This window comes from Nocardia sp. Tas62D01, from assembly GCF_055232035.1.
The window spans coordinates 3,341,064-3,360,705 of record NZ_JBUYUZ010000001.1; the positions used below are offsets into that span (position 1 = coordinate 3,341,064).

Here is a 19,642-nt window from a genome sequence, read left to right on the forward strand (position 1 = left end):
AATCTGCCGCGACGAGATCAAGGAAGGCATGGTGCACGGGACACCTGGATACACGCCCGAGGAGAATGACGAGCTGAATCTCCAGACACTGCCAGCATTTTCGGAGTCAATGAAACTGCTGCTGACAGCCGGTGCCACCACGGTGGCGGAAGCAGCATTCCAAGATCGTCTGTGGCGTCCGGGGCTGGAACCGCTGGCCGACCTCGCCGACATCCGCATCGTGCACTGCATCGTCGACCGAAAGATGGCCGCAGCCAGTATCAACCAGCGCCACCCCGGCAATCTGTTGCGGCGAGCACATTCGGACCCACAATCGAAGACGCCGGTTCCATCTGCTCAGACGTTCGACCGAGTCTCGATCGGCGCAGCGTCGATCGACGTCGACACCACTCATCCGGATATCGGCCCGGCCTCGATGAGATCATCGCCTTCGTTAACGGCCGACGGAGCGCCCACGACCACGCCTGACCGCCGCGCAGCGCTGGACAGGGCGACTGTGCCCCACCAACTCCCGTCCGCCGAACAACCGAGACGAACACCCGAACCCCGCCATCTACATCCGGACTTCGCAACTCACTCGCCAACTATTCCCGAACCCGACACTCGACCACGCGCCGCTCGGTCCGCAGATACACGAAGATCCGCCAGTTGGCCCATCACACCCATACGAGATGGCTACGCCCTCCCCAGCACAGTTGCCCGAACTCACCCAGGCGCGGCGCGGTCCGCACCACTCACCCCATCCGGACGCTCCCTCCATCGGCAGGGCAGATGCCTCGAACATGACTGGTCAACTCGTACTCGCGCCAACCGGCGACACCCGAGCTCAGTCCAACACAAGAAGCTCACGCCATACCGAGGCAGACGCTCTAGTCCGACCCACGCACCTTCCAGGTCCACCGACACGCGACGGTCCTGTCGGCAGAACAACTCGACCGACGCTGAGTTCACACAGTCCCAGAAGCACATGATCGACCGGCTCGTCCTAGGCGCTCGCACGGCCGGCAGACGCCTGCGCGATCCTTCGCTAGAACAGACCCGCGGGACCCACAGAAGGCAAGCCACTCAATCCGCGGGACACAAGCCGTCTGCGCTGGCATCGACTCGATCCACTGACACCCCCAATCCTTCGGCGGGACACAAGTCCGCACTCAAACCCGTCGGACAGACATGCCCACCTCAGCACATGACAGGCACTTGCTCATACCCATGGGCAGGCAGTCAATCAGCCCGACACGGTCGCTGACTCGATCCGCCGACACCGGCTCGCCAACCTGACACAAGCACTGACTCGATCCGCGGGGTCGAGATTCCTCAACCTCCGACCGCAACCTCACTGGGGCACGACAGGAGTGCCAGTTCGATCGGGCAGCAGCAGCCGACTCGGCAGCGGTCAAACGCCAGACCGTCGTCTGTGACGTAGCCGCCGAGACACCGCCCCGCCCGCTCGAACACCGCCGACGAAGTTTCACATGAAACATCGTCGTGGATTCGGTCCTACGACTCGGCCTTCCGGGACTGCCGGGCGGATCGTCGGGGTGCGCGCTCGGCCCGGGCCAGTCGCTCGGCACTGATCACCAATGTCGGCGTGGAGACGACACCGGCTCCGCACTCGAGCACCCTGGCATTGCCCGTGCCAGCGCGTGCCAAGGCATCACTGTCACGCTTCAGTTCCTCGGCGGCGCTGACTCCCTTCAGCGCGAGCATTCGGCCGTGATCGCGCAACAGGGGGAGTGACCACTGGGCCAGCTTCGCGAGCGGAGCGACCGCGCGAGAGGTCACGACATCGGCGCCGCCCGCTTCCTTCATCACGCCCGACTGCTCGGCCCGCCCGCGCACCACGGTGACCTCGAGTCCCGCCGCTTCGATGAACTCGCTGAGGAAGATCGTGCGACGCAGCAGCGGTTCGACCAAAGTGATCCGGAGGTCGGGGCGCGCGATCGCCAGAGGGATTCCGGGCAGCCCGGCGCCGCTGCCGATATCGACGACGGTCGCACCCTCGGCGATCAATTCACCGAGCACCGCGCAATTGAGGATGTGCCGGTCCCACAACCGCGGCACCTCACGCGGACCGATCAGGCCGCGCTCCACGCCAGCGGTGGCTAGTGCGGCGCAATAGCGTCGCGCGAGATCGAGCCTGTCGCCGAACACCATCGCGGCGGACGCGGGCGGATCCAGCTCGGGCGGCAGAGCGGTGGTTCCACCCAGATCTCGTTCCACGTGAAACATCCTTCCGAGCTGAGAGTCGATGGGGCGGCAGGGCGATCAGGGACCGGACAGAAAAAGGCCGCTGATCCGAAGACCAGCGGCCCTATCCAACCATTGCTCATCCGGTCACCAAACATGGCGTCCCGGAGCAGAGTTCACGACGGCACCACGACCACGTGCCGGGTCGGCTCCACGCCCTCGCTCTCGCTGCTGACACCGTCGACGGCGGCGACCGCGTCGTGCACGATCTTCCGCTCGAACGGAGTCATAGGCGCCAACGGCTCCGGCGCGCCCGACTCGAGCACCCGCTGCGCGGCGGCGGTACCCAGCGCGCTCAACTCGGAGCGACGCTGGGCGCGCCAGCCGGCCACATCCAGCATCAGCCTGCTACGCACGCCGGTGGTCTGCTGCACGGCCAGGCGGGTCAGCTCCTGCAGTGCGTCGAGCACCTCACCGTTACGCCCGACCAACTTCGAGAGATCGCGGCCGCCGTCGATGCTGACGATGGCGCGGTCACCCTCGACGTCGAGGTCGATGTCACCGTCGAAGTCGAGCACATCGAGCAATTGCTCCAGGTAGTCGCCCGCGATCTCGCCCTCTTCGATCAGGGCTTCTTCGGCATCGCTCTCGGCATCGCCAGGTTCCGCTACAGGGTCCGGTTCATCCGCCGCGGTGTTCACCATCGTCGTCGTCGCCACAGTGGCGTCCCCTCCGTCGGTTTCAACAGTCATTTGATTTCCTTCATCTGCTTATCGCGCGGGCCCGGCGACCGACGCCGGACGGGTTCGCGATCAGGGTTGCTCAGCACTTCCCAATGCACACGGTGCTGTCAGCGCCGGCGCTTCTGGTTTGCCCGGCCTCGTGTGCCCGGTCGCTTCTGACCGCCCGAACGACGCTGGCCCGATGTCCTGCCCGCGGGCTTCGCGGTGCCGTTCATCGACGGGGGAGCGTCCGTCTGCCCGCTTTCGCTCGCCTCCGCGTCGACCGGCTCGGCATCGACGGGTGCGGCGTCGACCGGCTGCTTCTTCTTCGTACTGACCGGCTTTGCGCCCGGCTTCGGCGCATTCTGCGCCCGCAGTTCCAGCTTCGCCTGCTTCTTCTCTTCTTCTTCTTTGGCGATCCGGCCGAAGACGAGGTGCTGCTGCCCGTAGGTCCAGATATTGTTGGACACCCAGTAGAGCAGGATGGCGATCGGCAGGAACGGACCACCGACGAGCACGCCGAGCGGGAACACCCATAGCGCAAGCTTGTTCATCATCGCGGCCTGCGGGTTGGCGGCCGCCTCGGGAGTCTGGCGGGATGTGGAGGCGCGGGCGTTGAAGTGCGTTGCCAGGCCGGCGATGATCATCAACGGAATCGAGACCAGCGCGATGCTCAGCTTGGTCGGCATGCCGCCGTAGTCGGCGAACGCCTGCAGCTGGCTGGGCGGGCTTGTGATGTACGCCGAGATTGGCGCGCCGAAGATTCGGGCGCTCAGGAACGACTGGACGTCGGTGGCGCTGAATACATAGCTCGGCGTGTGCGCATTGTTGTATGCCGACATGCTCAGCTGGCCGATACCGGTACCGGTTCGGTTGAACGAACGCAGCACGTGGAACAGACCGAGGAACACCGGCACCTGGACGAGAATCGGCAGGCAGCCCATCACCGGGTTGAAGCCGTGGTCCTTCTGCAGCTTCTGCATCTCGACCGCCATCTTCTGGCGGTCGTTCTTGTATTTTTTCTGCAGCTCCTTGATCTGCGGCTGCAGCTCCTGCATCTGCCGAGTCGTGCGGACCTGCTTCACGAATGGCACGTAGAGCACCAGGCGGAGCGTGAATACCAGGAACACCACGGCAAGCGCCCAGGTGAGTCCGTTGTCCGCGCCGAACGCGAACCCGAAGAGCCGATGCCAGAACCAGAGGATCCAGGACACCGGATAATAAATGAAGTCGAGCACGGCTCTATGCACTCCCGTCGTTCGTGTCGCCGATCACCGCGCGCGGTGATCCTTACAAGCGTGTGGTGCCGGCGTCTCAGGGTCGGCGGCTGCCTTGTCCCGTCGGCGCTGGCTGCGCTCCGGAACGGGGTCCCACCCACCAGGGTGCCAGGGTGCACATTTGGCCAAGCGCACGACCGTCAATACGAGGCCGACAAACAGTCCGCGGGTGCGCAGCGCGGTGACGGCGTACTCACTGCAGGTCGGGGTGAAACGGCACACCGGCATGCGAGTGGGGGAGACGTAGGTCCGGTACAGCTCGATCAGAAAGATCACTGTGTTGGCGGGCAGTCGGGTGACGGTCGCGGTGAAACTCACGACGAGCCATCCGATTTCGAGCTGTTCGCGGCAGTCGATTCGCGGGCGACACCGAGCTTGCGCAGCGCGCCACGCAACTGACGCAGCAGCTCGTCCGAGTCGGCGTCCGCAGCGCCGGGCAGCGCGCGGATTACGATATCGGTCTCGGCGGGCAGGTCGGCGGTCACCCGGGCACACATATGACGCAGGCGGCGGGCCACCCGGTGACGAACCACCGCGGAGCCCACCGCCTTACTGACAATCAATCCGAAGCGCGGTCCGCCAACGCGGACCATCGACCCGGCTCCTGCCGGATCGATAAGTTGTCCACTCGCGCCCACGACTCCGTCATACCCGTGCACAAGCGCGTGTACGACCAGATCTCGCCTCCCGATTCGCTGGCCGCGGCGCACCGTCCGGGAGAAGTCGGCACGATGATGCAACCGATACGGCTCAGGCAACACCCGGGCGTCCGAGAGTGAGGATCAGGCGGTGAGGGTTTTGCGGCCCTTGCCGCGGCGCGCGGAAACGATGGCGCGACCCGCACGGGTCCGCATCCGGAGACGGAAGCCGTGAACTCGCGCCCGACGACGGTTGTTCGGCTGGAACGTCCGCTTGCCCTTGGCCACGGTCAACACTCCTCGAGTAGGTGGGCGCCGGTCGACACCCGAAGCTTGGGTATTACGTATTTCGCGATGAATCGCAAACCTGGTCATCATCGGCGCGCGTCGGTCCTGGCGCACAGGTCTGGCTCCACCGAACACGGTCAGCACAGGACCGCCACCGCACCAAGGGGTGACTGTACGAGGGTACTGATCGGCCGGGAGCAGGTCAAACTCGGCCCACCTGCACCGGTCCGAGCCCAGGCCGTCCGCGTTGTGCACAGCGGGTGACGCATTCGGGCCGTCACCGTGAGTTCGTCCACACCCCTAGCCGTGGACAACCTCGGCAGCCAGCCCATGTAGCCAGAAGATTGCTGTACATCTGCAGGTCCAGGCCTTGTCACGGGCAAATGCAAGCCCGTTTCACATTTCCCCAGAGTTCTCCACATCTGTGGATAATTGTGTGGAAAGACCCCTGGAGTGGCATATTCGTAGGGCCGACGGTGCCACGTCGCCGCCCGGGATGGGGATCCGGGCAGCGTCCGAACCGGTAACGGACGTACGCGGGTTCACTCAAATCTACCTTGTCCGGTAGCTGCCCACGTACCCCGGCCGTCTGCTCCTATCGCCTACTTCCGGGGAGGAAACTGCATGGACGACGAGCAGAACGTGTTGGCCACGGTGTGGCCCGAGGTGGTCGCCGAACTCACCACCGGCTCACCCGATGGTGCCATCCCGGCGGTATCCAGAGCACAGCAGGCCTGGCTGAAACTGGTCAAGCCGCTGACGGTGGCCCAGGGCTTCGCCTTGCTCTCGGTGCCCTCATCGCTGGCTCAGGAAGCCATCGAACGCGATCTGCGCGAACCCATCCTGCGATCGCTGGCCCGGCGCCTCGGTCCCCAGGTCGAAGGTCTTGGCGTCCGGATCGCCGCGCCGACCAACCAGCCCACCGAACGTCCCGGCAACTCGGCGCGACACGTCAGGATGACCAGCAGGCCCGAGCGAAGCAGGGATGGCGGACGCGGTCCTGCCGGATATCCGTCAGCCGACTATCCCGGCCGCGCCGACTACCAGGCGCCACGGTACGCGCCGCAGAACGATTACGCGGCAGGGCCCAACGGCTATGCTCCGGCGTCTAACGACTACAGGCAGGCGCCCAACGACTACGCCCCCGCATCCAACGACTACGCCCCGCCGCAGAACGACTACGCCCAAGCCGCGGACTACGAACCCGAATACGCGCCGTCGCAGGAGTACTTGCCCGCTTCCGAGTACACCCCCACCGGCGAGTACCCCACCGACACCTATCCGACCCGCGGCGACTACCCGGGCCACGGCATGCGCGGGGAAGGTCCGATCACGCCGACACCAGAGGTGCTGCCCGCGCCGCGGCGCGAATCCGGGATGCCGCCGCGCCGCGATTCCGTGCCGCCCGGCCAGGAGTCGCTGTTCACCCCCGAGCCGGTCCGCGGTCCGGCCCGAGCGCCGATGCGTGAGACGGGCCCCGGCGAGGATCCGGCGATTGCCGCGGCACACGAATCGGTCCGCGAGCCCATGTCGCGTCAGCAGCTGCCGCGAGAGCAGATGTCCGACAACTCGCGCCCCGAGCATGCCGACGACGAGCCCGTCGTCAATGTCCGCAACTCGTGGCCGACCTACTTCACCAAGTCCCAGGAGACCCCCGCCCAGTCGAACTCCTCGGCGAGCCTCAATGCGAAGTACACCTTCGAGACGTTCGTGATCGGCGCGTCCAACCGCTTCGCGCACGCCGCCGCGGTGGCGATCGCCGAGGCGCCCGCCCGCGCCTACAATCCGCTATTCGTTTGGGGTGCTTCGGGTTTGGGTAAAACCCATCTGCTACACGCGGCTGGGCACTACGCCCAGCGGCTGTTTCCCGGCATGCGGGTGAAGTACGTCTCGACCGAAGAGTTCACCAACGACTTCATCAACAGCCTGCGCGACGACCGCAAGGTCGCCTTCAAGCGCCGCTACCGCGAGACCGACATCCTGCTGGTCGACGACATCCAGTTCATCGAGGGCAAGGAAGGTATCCAGGAGGAGTTCTTCCATACCTTCAACACCCTGCACAACGCCAATAAGCAGATCGTCGTCTCGTCCGACCGACCGCCCAAGCAGCTGGCCACTCTGGAGGAACGACTGCGGACGCGGTTCGAGTGGGGTCTGATCACCGACGTGCAGCCGCCTGAGCTGGAGACGCGCATCGCGATCCTGCGTAAGAAGGCCAGGATGGACCGTCTCGACGTGCCGCACGACGTGCTGGAGCTGATAGCGGGCCGGGTCGAGCGCAATATCCGCGAGCTGGAGGGTGCGCTCATCCGGGTGACGGCATTCGCGTCGCTGAACGGTCAGCCGCTGAACCTGCCGCTGGCCGAGGTGGTGCTGCGTGACTTGATGCCCGACACCGCGGCCCTGGAGATCAACGCGGCGACGATCATGGCCGTCACCGCCGAGTACTTCAACACCACGCTCGAGGAGCTCACCGGGCCGGGCAAGGCGCGGCCACTGGCTCAGGCCAGGCAGATCGCGATGTACCTGTGCCGCGAGCTCACCGATCTCTCGCTACCGAAGATCGGGCAGGCCTTCGGCCGCGACCACACCACGGTCATGTACGCGGACAAAAAAGTGCGCAAGGAGATGACCGAGCGGCGGCGGGTCTACGACCAGGTCCAAGAACTAACAGCCCGGATTAAACAGCGCTCGCGCTAACCGGCACTAACACCCTCGCACCGCCCCTGAACTGGGGCGGTGCTTTTTTGTGGGTTGTGGAATCCTCGAGGAATTCTTGTGGAGTCCTCGAGTAATCTCCGAGTTGTGCACCGGTTGGTGCACAGGCTCGGGGAGTGGCTCCGGCGGCGGGACTAACAGGGCGATTTCAACAGTCTCCACACCCGATCCTGTGCACAGGCACTGACCAGCACCGCACTCGGTCGGATGGCTGTTGAGTACTCGAGGATTACTTGTTGAGTCCTCGAGGAATCCTCGAGTAGTCCACGAATCGGTGCACACGTGTGAACAACCGGGTGAATCTGGTGGAACAACTCGAGGAGCACTCGAGGATGGATGCTGAACAACTTCGGAGCCTCCACAGACGCCTCCCGTTCATCCTCGAGTCACCCGATGGCCATCCCCACGGCACCATGCCCCCGGACCTGCGGATACAGCCGCACTCCACAGATTCCACAGTGCCTACTACTACTTCAGTTCTTCTTCTTAGAAATCTCTCTTCAAAACAGGGTGTGTGGAAAGTTAGTTGGGAGCGGTGCGTCCGGAGCCACTCGCCCGCATCGGCAAGGAGGAGGACACCCAACGCCTCGGTCGTCGACAACCGATCAACTGATCTGGTGAGGACATGGGTAACTCGCCGGGCACGCCCAAAGGCCGGACAGGCACTCGACGTAGGACCTGAACGCGAATCTCGCGGCGCTTACCGGTATGGCCTGAGTACGCGGAGAGGCGGATGAGCTACGGTTTGGTGTCGGTCGCCTGTGCCACACTTTCGAGGCGGCTGACTCAGCACCCCTTTCGAGAACTGACGAGCCGAGATAGATCACGAAGCCGGGAGAGGACAGATCGGGCGATGGAGCTTGCAGGCATGAAGTTTCGGGTCGCTCGAGAAGACTTCGCCGAATCCGTTTCGTGGGTGGCTCGCAGCCTCCCGTCCCGGCCTCCCGTCCCGGTACTGGGTGGCGTGCTGCTGGTCGCCGATGACAGCGGTCTCACCGTCTCCGGCTTCGACTACGAGGTGTCCGCACAGATGCGGGTCGCCGCCGAGGTCGCCGGTCCTGGCGAGGTGCTGGTGTCGGGTCGACTGCTCGCCGACATCACCAAGGCGCTGTCCAACAAGCCGGTCGATGTCTCCGTCGACGGCACTCGCGTGCTGATCGCGTGTGGCAGTGCGAAGTTCTCGCTGCCGACCATGCCAGTGGAGGACTATCCCCAGCTTCCCGAGGTGCCGCAGCAGACCGGTGAATTGAGCGTCGAGGTATTCGCGGGCGCGGTCGGTCAGGTCGCTGTCGCCGCGGGCCGCGACGACACGCTGCCGATGCTCACCGGTATCCGGGTCGAGATCGAGGGCTCCAAGGTCGTGCTCGCGGCCACCGACCGGTTCCGGCTCGCCGTCCGGCACATCGAATGGCAGCCCGCCCTCGCCGATCTCCAGACCGCGGTGCTCATCCCCGCCCGGACCTTGTCGGAGGCCGCCAAGACACTCGGCCCGTCGGATGCCCCGGTACAGCTCTCACTCGGCACCGGCACCGGATCTGGCTCCGATGGACTGCTCGGCATCGTGAATGCCGGACGCCGGACCACGACCAGGCTGTTGGATGCCGAATTCCCCAAGTTCCGTCAGCTGCTACCCAAGGAACACACCTCCATCGCCACCCTCCAGGTGGCCACACTGACCGACGCCATCAAGCGCGTCGCCCTGGTCGCCGAGCGCGGCGCCCAGGTGCGTCTGGAGTTCTCCAGCGAGGGCGTGCTGCTCGCGGCCGGAGGCGACGACGCCGGGCGCGCGGAGGAGTGGCTGGAAGCCGACTTTCGCGGCGAATCCCTCACCATCGCATTCAATCCCGGCTATCTCGTCGACGGGCTGTCCGCGCTGCACACCGAGCGGGTCACGTTCGGATTCACCACACCGAGCCGACCCGCCGTGCTGCTGCCCGCCGCCGACGAGGAGCCGGAGGTGCTCGACTCGGGTGCCTTCGCCGCGTTGGCCAGCGAGTACATCTACCTGTTGATGCCGGTTCGGCTTCCGGGCTGAGCGTCTGTGCATGATCGGGTGCCGTGCGCTCCGGCGCGGTGTGATCAAGTGCTGGACGCTTCGAGCCCCCTAGGGCCACAGCCGCATTCAGCCTCGACGCACCCCGCACCGTCGTCTACTATCCACAGTTTTTCCACAGTGTGTGATTGGGCGCCGAGGTTTTCGGCGTTCCCGCCCTCCCGGTCGGCCCCGACGCTCCTACCAGCGACAACAATGACCGAGGTGGGGTAGACGGATGTTCATCCGGGCGTTGTCGCTGCGTGATTTTCGGTCCTGGGAGCACGCCGAACTCGAATTATCCCCAGGCCGAACGGTTTTCCTGGGATCGAACGGCAACGGCAAGACGAATCTGCTGGAGGCGATCGGCTACCTGGCAACCCTCGGCTCACATCGGGTCGCCGCCGATGCGCCACTGATCCGGCTCGGAACCGAGCGAGCCAGGATCGGCACGACCGTGGTCAACGCCGGTCGGGAACTGCGGATCGATCTGGAACTGAACCAGGGCACGGCGAATCGAGCACAGATCAACCGCTCGCCGGTACGCAGGCCACGGGAAATCCTCGGCATCCTGCAGACGGTGCTGTTCGCGCCGGAGGATCTCGCGCTGATCCGTGGCGATCCCAGCGAGCGGCGGCGGTTCATGGACGAGTTGTGCACAGCCCGGCTGCCACGGCTGGCCGCGGTCCGTTCGGACTACGACCGGGTTCTGCGGCAGCGGTCGGCACTGCTGAAAACCGCTGGGCGACATGGACGGTCGCGCGGAGACCAGTCCGGCACCGAGCTCAGCACGCTGGATGTCTGGGATGGGCACCTTGCGACGCATGCCGCGCAGCTGCTGGCCCAGCGGTTGCGACTCGTGCACGACCTGCACCCGTATCTCACCCAGGCATACGCCTCGATCGCGCTCGAATCACGGCCCGCCACAATTGGTTACCGCAGTGGCACGCTGCCATCGGAGTACCTGGATCCGGCGCGCGAGCCGCTGCCAGAGGACGTCGAGGCTTTGGAGGCGATCATGCTGCGCGAACTGGCGGCCGCGCGTCCGAAGGAACTGGAGCGCGGCGTGTGCCTGGTCGGCCCGCACCGCGACGAGCTGGAGCTGATGCTCGGCGATGCGCCGGCCAAGGGGTTCGCCAGCCACGGTGAATCGTGGTCGTACGCGCTGGCCCTGCGCCTGGCCGCGTTCGAGCTGTTGCGCGCCACCGGCGCCGAACCGGTGCTGCTGCTCGACGATGTCTTCGCCGAACTCGACCGCCGCAGGCGTGCCGCGCTTGCCGCCGTTGCCGCGGGCGCCGAGCAGGTGCTGATCACCGCTGCGGTGCCGGAGGACGTGCCCGCGGAACTGGCGGCCGTCCCGCTGCGAGTCGAGACTACGGGCGGCGGGAACGCACGTACCTCCCGGATCGCGGAGCCCCCGGCCGGGTCGGGACCGGCGCAACAGCCTGAGCCGCGGTCGGCCGAGACCGCGAGCGGTGTCGACGACGCCGACGACATCGCGGACCGTCAGCCCACGACAGATTGACTCGAGTCGGCTGGCTCGGGAGCCGGCCGTCGTGGGCATCGCGGGCGCTGATGTGTGCCCTAGGACTGTCGGAGGGCTCCCGTACAGTGACCATGCGTCGGGGGCACTGCCACCGATACGGACACCTCGGCCGGACTACCCACACCTGTGGATAATTCGGCCCGGTCAGCCGCTTCGCGGGCCGGCGGAACCCGGTTCCAGACGGCGTCAGCCAATGTCCGACCAGAGCGAAAACGCCCGAGCTGGGCGTGGAATGTGGTGACCGACACCCGTACCTCGGCTGTCCGGTCGCGAATTCTTTTGCCGTGCAGTACTCAATCGGCGGCTGGGGACAGAGTGGACAAAGCTGGGGACAAAGCAAGTGCGTGCGAACGGAGCGGGTTGATGAGCGATCAGCCGGAACAGGGCGCTGCTGCCGCACAGCCTGGTGCGGAGCCGGAGTTGCGTGGCATAGATCTGGCGCGGCGGGCGCTCGAAGAGGCCCGCGCGGCCGCTAAGGCCAGCGGCAAGTCGGTCGGGCAGGGACGGGCTTCGCCGCGCAGAAATCTGCGGGCCGGTGGCAGGCGCCGCACCGGATGGTCGGGTGCGCGCCCGGACGACCGTGATCCCCAGCTGCTTTCGCGGCTCACCGGGTCGATCGCGAAGAACCGCGGCTGGTCGACGAAGGTTGCCGAAGGCATGGTCTTCGGCCGTTGGTCCAGCGTGGTTGGCGACGATATCGCATCGCACGCGACTCCGGTGACGTTGAAGGACGGGGTGCTGAATATCGCCGCCGAATCGACTGCCTGGGCGACTCAGCTGCGCATGCTGCAGGGACAGATCCTGGCGAAGATCAATGCCGCGGTCGGCCAGGGCGTGGTCACCTCGTTACGTATTTCGGGACCGGCGGCCCCGAGTTGGCGCAAGGGCGAACGGCACATCAAGGGCCGTGGGCCTCGGGATACGTACGGATAGCGGGGTCGAACACCGGGCCCGAACGTGGTTTTCGGTATACGTTGAACTCGTTGATATCCAGCACTTTTCACATGGCCTTGCCGGAGTGCGGTGCGGTAGCCCGCCGGTCCGGCATTGGCTGCGAGCGTTCCACGTGAAACTACCGACCGCCAGCAATACCGACTATGTCCCAACTGATTTCAGTAGCAGGGTGCGGCCGCACTATGCCCGCCCCGCACACTGGTGACGAGACTCCATGTCATCCAATGACCGGCACGAGTCACCGCTGGGGTAACTCGTCGGGTGCCCCCGACCGCTGCCCATGGTTGCGGTGTCCGTCGGGCGACGAAACTTCGCCGCCGTCCGACTGTCGACAAACGGCGGGGAAGTCGAGGAGTGGACGTGCCTCCCTCAGGGCAGCCGTGATGCGTTGAAATCCTCAGAAGGCAGAACGGACCCGTCGTCGTTCGATTTCTCGCATCCACGGAGCTGCCAGGGGTGTCGTAGGTGCATTGTGGCTTGGGCCTACCAGTAGGATGGTTACGTAACTAGCGGCGATACCTTCGGCGCGTTCGGCACAGCCAGCGCGTGGACCCGTAAATCTCGAGTAATGAGACCCCGGGCCTCACGTGTGCTACCCGACCGCTGTGCCGGGGATCAGCAAGTAAGGAGAGCTACCGACCAGTGGCTGCCATGGACTCCAACGCATCGGGCTCGACCAACGCGACATCGGGCAAGCAGGACTACGGTGCCTCCTCCATCACGGTCCTCGAGGGACTCGAGGCGGTCCGCAAACGTCCGGGCATGTACATCGGCTCCACCGGCGAGCGCGGCCTGCACCACCTGATTTGGGAAGTCGTCGACAACTCCGTCGACGAGGCGATGGCCGGATACGCGAGCAAGGTCGAAGTCACCCTGCTCGCCGACGGCGGCGTCGAGGTGGTCGACGACGGACGCGGTATCCCGGTGGCGATGCACGCGCAGGGCGTTCCGACCATCGAGGTCGTCATGACGCAGCTGCACGCGGGCGGCAAGTTCGACTCCGATTCCTACGCGGTGTCCGGCGGTCTGCACGGTGTCGGTCTCTCCGTGGTCAACGCGCTGTCGAGCAGGCTGGAAGCCGAGATCGACCGGGACGGCTTCCACTGGAGCCAGACCTACAAGGACTCCACCCCGGGCAAGCTGGTCCAAGGCGATCCGACCAAGCGCACCGGTACCACGATCAGCTTCTGGGCCGATCCGGAGATCTTCGAGACCACCACCTACAACTTCGAGACGGTGGCCCGCAGGCTGCAGGAGATGGCGTTCCTGAACAAGGGACTCACCATCACCCTGACCGACGAGCGCGTCTCCGACGCCGACGTCACCGACGATGTGGTCAGCGAGACGGCCGAGGCGCCGAAGCACACCGACCCGAACGCTCCGGTCGCCGCGCCGCAGCACAAGGTGAAGACCCGCACCTATCACTACCCGGGTGGGCTCGAGGACTTCGTCCGGCACATCAACCGGACCAAACAGCCGATCCACAACTCGGTCGTCGGATTCACCGGCAAGGGCGCCGGGCACGAGCTCGAGGTCGCCATGCAGTGGAACTCCGGCTACTCGGAGTCGGTGCATACCTTCGCCAACACCATCAACACCCATGAGGGCGGTACCCACGAAGAGGGCTTCCGCGCGGCGCTCACCACGGTGGTCAACAAGTACGCCAAGGACAAGAAGCTGCTCAAGGAGAAGGACGGCAACCTCACCGGTGACGACATCCGCGAGGGTCTGGCCGCCATCGTGAGCGTGAAGGTCAGCGAGCCGCAGTTCGAGGGCCAGACCAAGACCAAGCTCGGCAATACCGAGGTGAAGTCGTTCGTGCAGCGCTCCTGCAACGAGCACCTCTCGCACTGGTTCGAGGCCAACCCGGCCGACGCGAAGACCATTGTGAACAAGGCGGTCTCCTCCGCTCAGGCCCGTGTCGCCGCGCGTAAGGCTCGCGAGTTGGTGCGCCGCAAGAGCGCCACCGACCTCGGCGGCCTGCCGGGCAAGCTGGCCGACTGCCGGTCCAAGGATCCGAGCAAGTCCGAGATCTACATCGTGGAGGGCGACTCCGCCGGTGGCTCGGCCAAGTCCGGTCGCGACTCGATGTACCAGGCGATCCTGCCGCTGCGCGGAAAGATCATCAACGTCGAGAAGGCGCGCATCGACCGCGTGCTGAAGAACAACGAAGTCCAGTCGATCATCACCGCGTTCGGCACCGGCATCCACGACGAGTTCGATATCGCCAAGCTGCGGTATCACAAGATTGTGCTGATGGCCGACGCCGACGTGGACGGCCAGCACATCTCGACGCTGCTGCTGACGCTGCTGTTCCGGTTCATGCGCCCTCTGGTGGAGCACGGTCACGTGTATCTCGCCCAGCCGCCGCTGTACAAGCTGAAGTGGCAACGGTCGGATCCGGAGTTCGCATACTCCAACAAGGAGCGCGACGGTCTTATGGAAGCGGGTCTCGCGGCCGGCAAGAAGATCAACAAGGAAGACGGCGTGCAGCGCTACAAAGGTCTAGGCGAGATGAACGCCAAAGAGCTCTGGGAAACCACCATGGATCCGTCGGTGCGTGTGCTGAAGCTGGTGACCTTGGACGATGCGGCGGCGGCCGATGAACTGTTCAGCGTACTGATGGGCGAGGACGTGGAAGCCCGGCGCAGTTTCATCACCCGTAACGCCAAAGACGTTCGCTTCCTCGACGTTTAACAGCCCTGACGCAGAGAGTCCTCGGGCTCGGCTTCCTTCGATGGCGAATTGCCTCGGGACCGGGCCGCGAACTCCATAAGGAGCCTTCATGACTGACACCACATTGCCGCCGGTTGGCGGGGCAGGCGACCGCATCGACCCGGTCGACATCCAGCAGGAGATGCAGAACAGCTACATCGATTACGCGATGAGCGTGATCGTCGGCCGTGCGCTGCCCGAGGTGCGCGACGGCCTCAAGCCGGTGCACCGGCGCGTGCTGTACGCGATGTACGACAACGGCTACCGGCCCGACCGCGGTTACGTGAAGTCCGCGCGCCCGGTCGCCGAGACGATGGGTAACTACCACCCACACGGTGACGCCTCGATCTACGACACCCTCGTCCGGATGGCGCAGCCCTGGTCGCTGCGCTACCCGCTGGTCGACGGCCAGGGCAACTTCGGTTCCCGCGGCAACGACGGCGCGGCCGCCATGCGTTACACCGAATGCCGGCTGACCCCGCTGGCGATGGAGCTGCTACGCGAAATCGACCACGAGACGGTCGATTTCGTGGCGAACTACGACGGCCGCTCGCAGGAACCGACGGTGCTGCCGAGCCGGGTGCCGAACCTGCTGATGAACGGCAGCAACGGCATCGCGGTCGGTATGGCGACCAACATCCCGCCGCACAACCTCACCGAGCTGGCCGCGGCGATCTACTGGGCGCTGGACAACTTCGACGCCGACGAGGAAGCCACCCTGGCTGCCTGTATGGAGCGGGTCAAGGGTCCGGACTTTCCGACCTACGGGCTCATCGTCGGTGGTCAGGGCATCCACGACGCCTACACCACCGGCCGCGGCTCGATCCGCATGCGCGGTGTGGTCGAGATCGAGGAAGACAACCGTGGCCGCACCACGATCGTCATCACCGAGCTGCCGTACCAGGTCAACACCGACAACTTCATCAACTCGATCGCGGAGCAGGTGAAGGACGGCAAGATCGCCGGCATCGCCGATATCCACGACGAGTCGTCCGACCGCGCCGGCATGCGGATCGTGGTCACGATCAAGCGCGACGCCGTCGCCAAGGTGGTGTTGAACAACCTCTACAAGCACACCCAGCTGCAGACCAGCTTCGGCGCGAACATGCTGTCGATCGTCGACGGCGTACCGCGCACGCTGCGGCTGGACCAGATGATCCGGCTCTACGTCGATCACCAGTTGGACGTCATCGTCCGGCGGACCCGCTACTTGCTGCGCAAGGCCGAGGAGCGGGCCCACATCCTGCGCGGCCTGGTCAAGGCCCTCGACGCGCTCGACGAGGTCATCGCACTGATCCGGCGGTCGGCCAACACCGACACCGCGCGCACCGGGCTGATGCAGTTGCTCGACATCGACGAGATCCAGGCCACCGCCATCCTCGACATGCAGCTGCGCAGGCTGTCTGCCCTGGAACGGCAGAAAATCATCGACGAGTTGGTCAAGATCGAGGCCGAAATCGCCGATCTCAAGGACATTCTCGAAAAGCCGGACCGCCAGCGCGCGATCGTGCGCGACGAGCTGGCCGAGATCGTCGATAAGTACGGCGACGAGCGGCGCACCAAGATCGTGGCCAACGACGGCGACATGGCCGACGAGGACCTGATCGCCCGCGAGGACGTGGTCGTCACCGTCACCGAGACCGGCTACGCCAAGCGCACCAAGACCGACCTGTACCGCAGCCAGAAGCGCGGCGGCAAGGGCGTGCAGGGCGCGGGTCTCAAGCAGGACGACATCGTCAAGCACTTCTTCATCAGCTCGACGCACGACTGGCTGCTGTTCTTCACCAACAAGGGCCGGGTCTACCGCGCCAAGGCCTACGAACTGCCGGAGGCCAGCCGGACCGCCCGTGGTCAGCACGTGGCGAACCTGCTCGCCTTCCAGCCGGACGAGAAGATTGCCCAGATAATTCAGATCAAGGGCTACGAAGACGCGCCATATCTGGTGCTGGCCACCAGGAATGGTCTGGTCAAGAAGTCGAAGCTGTCGGACTTCGATTCCAACCGTAGCGGCGGCATCGTCGCTGTAAACCTGCGCGACGAGGATGAGCTGGTCGGTGCTGTACTGTGCTCGGCGGACGACGATCTGCTGCTGGTCTCGGCGCACGGGCAGTCGATTCGGTTCTCGGCCACCGACGAGGCGTTGCGTCCGATGGGCCGTGCCACCTCCGGTGTGCAGGGCATGCGGTTCAATACCGACGATGAGTTGTTGTCGCTCAACGTGGTTCGTGAGGGCACCTATCTGCTGGTCGCAACGTCCGGCGGCTACGCCAAGCGGACTGCGATCGAGGAGTACACGGCGCAGGGCCGCGGTGGTAAAGGTGTATTGACTATCCAATATGACATCAAGCGTGGCACCCTGGTCGGTGCGCTCATCGTCGACGACGAGGATGAGTTGTATGCGATCACCTCCGGCGGTGGCGTCATCCGGACGGCGGCGAAGCAGGTTCGTAAGGCTGGACGACAGACCAAGGGCGTGCGATTGATGAACCTCGCTCATGGCGATACGTTGCTTGCTATCGCGCGTAATGCCGACGAGCCCGAATTGGTCGACGGCGACGACGGCACCAACGGTTCTTCCTAGCAGTAAACCCACAGCGGCGGCAACGAACGGATCTAAGGATTCCCATTGACCACTCCGAATCAGCCGAATGACGAGCGGCACCAGACGAACGGTGTGACCGAACGGATCGCACCGTCACCGATTCCGCCGCGGCCGATCCCACGGCCGGTCGCTTCGGCCGAGAACGGGCAGCAGGGTGGCCCGCCGGGTGGTGCCCAGTCGCACGAAACACGCAACAAGCAAGGCGAATTCGCGGCCAAGCAGCAGTCGGCGTCGGAGCAGGGCTCCGGCACCGAGGGGCCCGGATCGTTCGACCAGTCGACGGCGCGGAGGAAGAACTCCGAATCAGGGTCGTCCGAGTCCGGCGAGCAATCCAAAGCCGGTGGCCAGTCGCAGTACCAGGACAGCTGGGCGCAGCTTCCGCAGCGGGAGCCGCAGTCCAACCTGTACCGCCCCGGCCAGTCGCCGGTGACCGGTCGCCCGACCGGGACAGCCGGTCTCGGCGGTGGCGGCGGTGGTCTGGGCGGTAGCGCGACCAACGCGCGCACCACCGCCGACCTCGCGGCCAAGGCGGCCCGCAAGGAAGCGGCGATGGTGAAGTCGGTCGGCATCGACGGGCCGACGCGCAGCATTGCCCGGCCCGAGCTGATCAAGGACATGCCTGACCTCTCGGAGATCCGGCACCCGTTGCCGCCGATGGAGTCCACCGGCCAGCAACCGCCCATCTCGCCCGCGGTTCCGGTAGCGGTGGCCGCGGCCGTCGCCAGCGGTGAGCCGCTGCGGGCGACGGTGCAGATCCGTCGTATCGATCCGTGGTCCACCTTGAAGATCTCGCTGGTGATCAGCGTGGCCATGTTCTTCGTGTGGATGCTCGCGGTCGGTCTGCTCTACATCGTGCTCGAGGGCATGGGCGTGTGGGAGCGGCTGAACAACACCTTCACCGACATGGTGTCGCAGGACAGTGGGTCGATGGGGCTGATCGACGCGGGCACGGTCTTCGGCTATGCCGGCATCATCGGCCTGATCAACGTGGTGCTGTTCACCGCACTGGGCACCGTCGGCACATTCATCTACAACCAGTGCTGCGACCTCGTCGGCGGCATCCAGGTGACCCTGGCCGACCCCGACTAGATGTGGCTTTCCACGCGGCCGGTACCGACCCCTCGCGGGGCCGATACCGGCCGTTTTGGTCATCAGCAGACCGGTAGGGTAATCTCGTGCCTCGGTTCGGTTAACAGCTTCGGCGGGGAATCGAACAGGATGAGGGCCTATAGCTCAGGCGGTTAGAGCGCTTCGCTGATAACGAAGAGGTCGGAGGTTCAAGTCCTCCTAGGCCCACCGAAACTTCCAGCCAACTCTGCTGGTCAGAGGGTTTTGACCAAGAATTTTGTCTGTTTTTTTCTGTATTTTGTGGTGCCGCGCAGGCGGGCTTCTCGTCAATTCTGGATCGCAAAAGATGTCTGTGAGCTGGGAAGTTGGTCTCCGCGTCACACTTTCGTGCTCATTTGAGTCCTCTTACCCTTCGGCTACGGTGCCAAATAGCCCTTGGTCTGGTCTTTTCCGATTTTGATTTGGGTTGTTGAGGTTCTCCTACCCCATTGTTTCGGCTTGGCATTCGGCTGGCTACCGGGCTGGACCTGGAGAATCGACTGCGGTGTCTTGGTGAGCCCTCAATCGGTCACACGGCTGTCCCTCGTGTGCCGTTTCCACGCCAGGATCGCGATCTCGAGGATGACCCGATGCACACAGCGTTCATTAATCTGACGGTTGGCGGTGCGGGGCTTCGTCTGTGTGCCTGGCCGGGAACTGCTGCCTGTTCCAAGGCGGGCATGCGGTCGGGGCGGTGTTAGGTCCTGCTAGCGGGTGTTGCCATCGTCGTCGGCACGCTGGATGGTCCGCCGATTGCCATTTCAGCTGGCCTGTCCGGATGGTGGTCCACGTTGTGCCGCCGGGTGCAGAGCACGGTTCGGCTCGCGGTGTGTTTTGACCGTGCGGACGGATGGAG

The 19,642-nt window shown here is 65.0% G+C and carries 13 protein-coding genes and 1 tRNA gene; 8 read left to right on the top strand and 6 right to left on the bottom strand.

Annotated features, from left to right (window positions below):
* Positions 1–1,497 precede the first annotated feature (1,497 nt).
* From rsmG to rpmH, 6 genes are all read right to left on the bottom strand, one after another.
* Positions 1,498–2,229 carry a 16S rRNA (guanine(527)-N(7))-methyltransferase RsmG gene (gene rsmG / locus ACV7NQ_RS16290; protein WP_463360440.1) on the bottom strand — a complete coding sequence of 244 codons (732 nt, stop codon included), beginning with the start codon at positions 2,227–2,229 and terminating at the stop codon, positions 1,498–1,500.
* Between the two features lie 134 nt (positions 2,230–2,363).
* Positions 2,364–2,939, bottom strand: a complete 576-nt coding sequence (locus ACV7NQ_RS16295) for a Jag family protein (protein WP_463360441.1) — start codon at positions 2,937–2,939, stop codon at positions 2,364–2,366.
* Positions 2,940–3,037: 98 nt separating this feature from the next.
* Positions 3,038–4,147 (bottom strand): membrane protein insertase YidC, encoded by a 1,110-nt coding sequence (yidC, locus tag ACV7NQ_RS16300; protein ID WP_463360442.1) that lies wholly within the window; start codon positions 4,145–4,147, stop codon positions 3,038–3,040.
* Between the two features lie 33 nt (positions 4,148–4,180).
* On the bottom strand, positions 4,181–4,504 hold the full coding sequence (yidD, locus tag ACV7NQ_RS16305) for a membrane protein insertion efficiency factor YidD (protein WP_463360443.1): 324 nt from the start codon (positions 4,502–4,504) through the stop codon (positions 4,181–4,183).
* Entirely contained in the window at positions 4,501–4,947 is a 447-nt protein-coding gene (rnpA, locus tag ACV7NQ_RS16310) for a ribonuclease P protein component (protein ID WP_463360444.1), read from the bottom strand. The genes yidD and rnpA overlap by 4 nt, the downstream gene beginning before the upstream one ends.
* A gap of 21 nt (positions 4,948–4,968) precedes the next feature.
* A complete protein-coding gene (gene rpmH / locus ACV7NQ_RS16315; RefSeq protein WP_209885332.1) occupies positions 4,969–5,112 on the bottom strand; it encodes a 50S ribosomal protein L34 in 144 nt (47 codons plus the stop codon).
* 624 nt (positions 5,113–5,736) lie between these two features.
* Here rpmH and dnaA point away from each other — a divergent pair.
* From dnaA to ACV7NQ_RS16355, 8 genes are all read left to right on the top strand, one after another.
* A complete protein-coding gene (gene dnaA / locus ACV7NQ_RS16320; RefSeq protein WP_463360445.1) occupies positions 5,737–7,812 on the top strand; it encodes a chromosomal replication initiator protein DnaA in 2,076 nt (691 codons plus the stop codon).
* 871 nt (positions 7,813–8,683) lie between these two features.
* Positions 8,684–9,865: a DNA polymerase III subunit beta gene (gene dnaN, locus ACV7NQ_RS16325; RefSeq protein ID WP_463360446.1), complete on the top strand. Its 1,182-nt coding sequence runs from the start codon at positions 8,684–8,686 to the stop codon at positions 9,863–9,865.
* Positions 9,866–10,100: 235 nt separating this feature from the next.
* Entirely contained in the window at positions 10,101–11,387 is a 1,287-nt protein-coding gene (gene recF, locus ACV7NQ_RS16330; RefSeq protein WP_463360447.1) for a DNA replication/repair protein RecF, read from the top strand.
* A 384-nt stretch (positions 11,388–11,771) separates the two neighbouring features.
* A complete protein-coding gene (locus ACV7NQ_RS16335) occupies positions 11,772–12,341 on the top strand; it encodes a DUF721 family protein (RefSeq protein ID WP_463360448.1) in 570 nt (189 codons plus the stop codon).
* Between the two features lie 672 nt (positions 12,342–13,013).
* Entirely contained in the window at positions 13,014–15,059 is a 2,046-nt protein-coding gene (gyrB, locus tag ACV7NQ_RS16340; protein WP_463360449.1) for a DNA topoisomerase (ATP-hydrolyzing) subunit B, read from the top strand.
* Between the two features lie 88 nt (positions 15,060–15,147).
* On the top strand, positions 15,148–17,658 hold the full coding sequence (gene gyrA / locus ACV7NQ_RS16345; protein ID WP_463360450.1) for a DNA gyrase subunit A: 2,511 nt from the start codon (positions 15,148–15,150) through the stop codon (positions 17,656–17,658).
* 45 nt (positions 17,659–17,703) lie between these two features.
* The gene (locus ACV7NQ_RS16350; protein ID WP_463360451.1) at positions 17,704–18,768 is read left to right on the top strand and encodes a DUF3566 domain-containing protein; all 1,065 of its coding nucleotides are present in this window, start codon (positions 17,704–17,706) and stop codon (positions 18,766–18,768) included.
* 133 nt (positions 18,769–18,901) lie between these two features.
* Positions 18,902–18,975: transfer RNA gene (locus tag ACV7NQ_RS16355), tRNA-Ile, on the top strand.
* The last annotated feature ends 667 nt before the right edge of the window (positions 18,976–19,642 follow it).

Coding starts and splice junctions, on each gene's coding strand:
- gyrA (WP_463360450.1), top strand. CDS start 15,148: ATGACTGACACCACATTGCCGCCGGTTGGCGGGGCAGGCGACCGCATC.
- recF (WP_463360447.1), top strand. CDS start 10,101: ATGTTCATCCGGGCGTTGTCGCTGCGTGATTTTCGGTCCTGGGAGCAC.
- rsmG (WP_463360440.1), bottom strand. CDS start 2,229: ATGTTTCACGTGGAACGAGATCTGGGTGGAACCACCGCTCTGCCGCCC.
- dnaA (WP_463360445.1), top strand. CDS start 5,737: ATGGACGACGAGCAGAACGTGTTGGCCACGGTGTGGCCCGAGGTGGTC.
- ACV7NQ_RS16335 (WP_463360448.1), top strand. CDS start 11,772: ATGAGCGATCAGCCGGAACAGGGCGCTGCTGCCGCACAGCCTGGTGCG.
- gyrB (WP_463360449.1), top strand. CDS start 13,014: ATGGACTCCAACGCATCGGGCTCGACCAACGCGACATCGGGCAAGCAG.
- dnaN (WP_463360446.1), top strand. CDS start 8,684: ATGGAGCTTGCAGGCATGAAGTTTCGGGTCGCTCGAGAAGACTTCGCC.
- ACV7NQ_RS16295 (WP_463360441.1), bottom strand. CDS start 2,939: ATGACTGTTGAAACCGACGGAGGGGACGCCACTGTGGCGACGACGACG.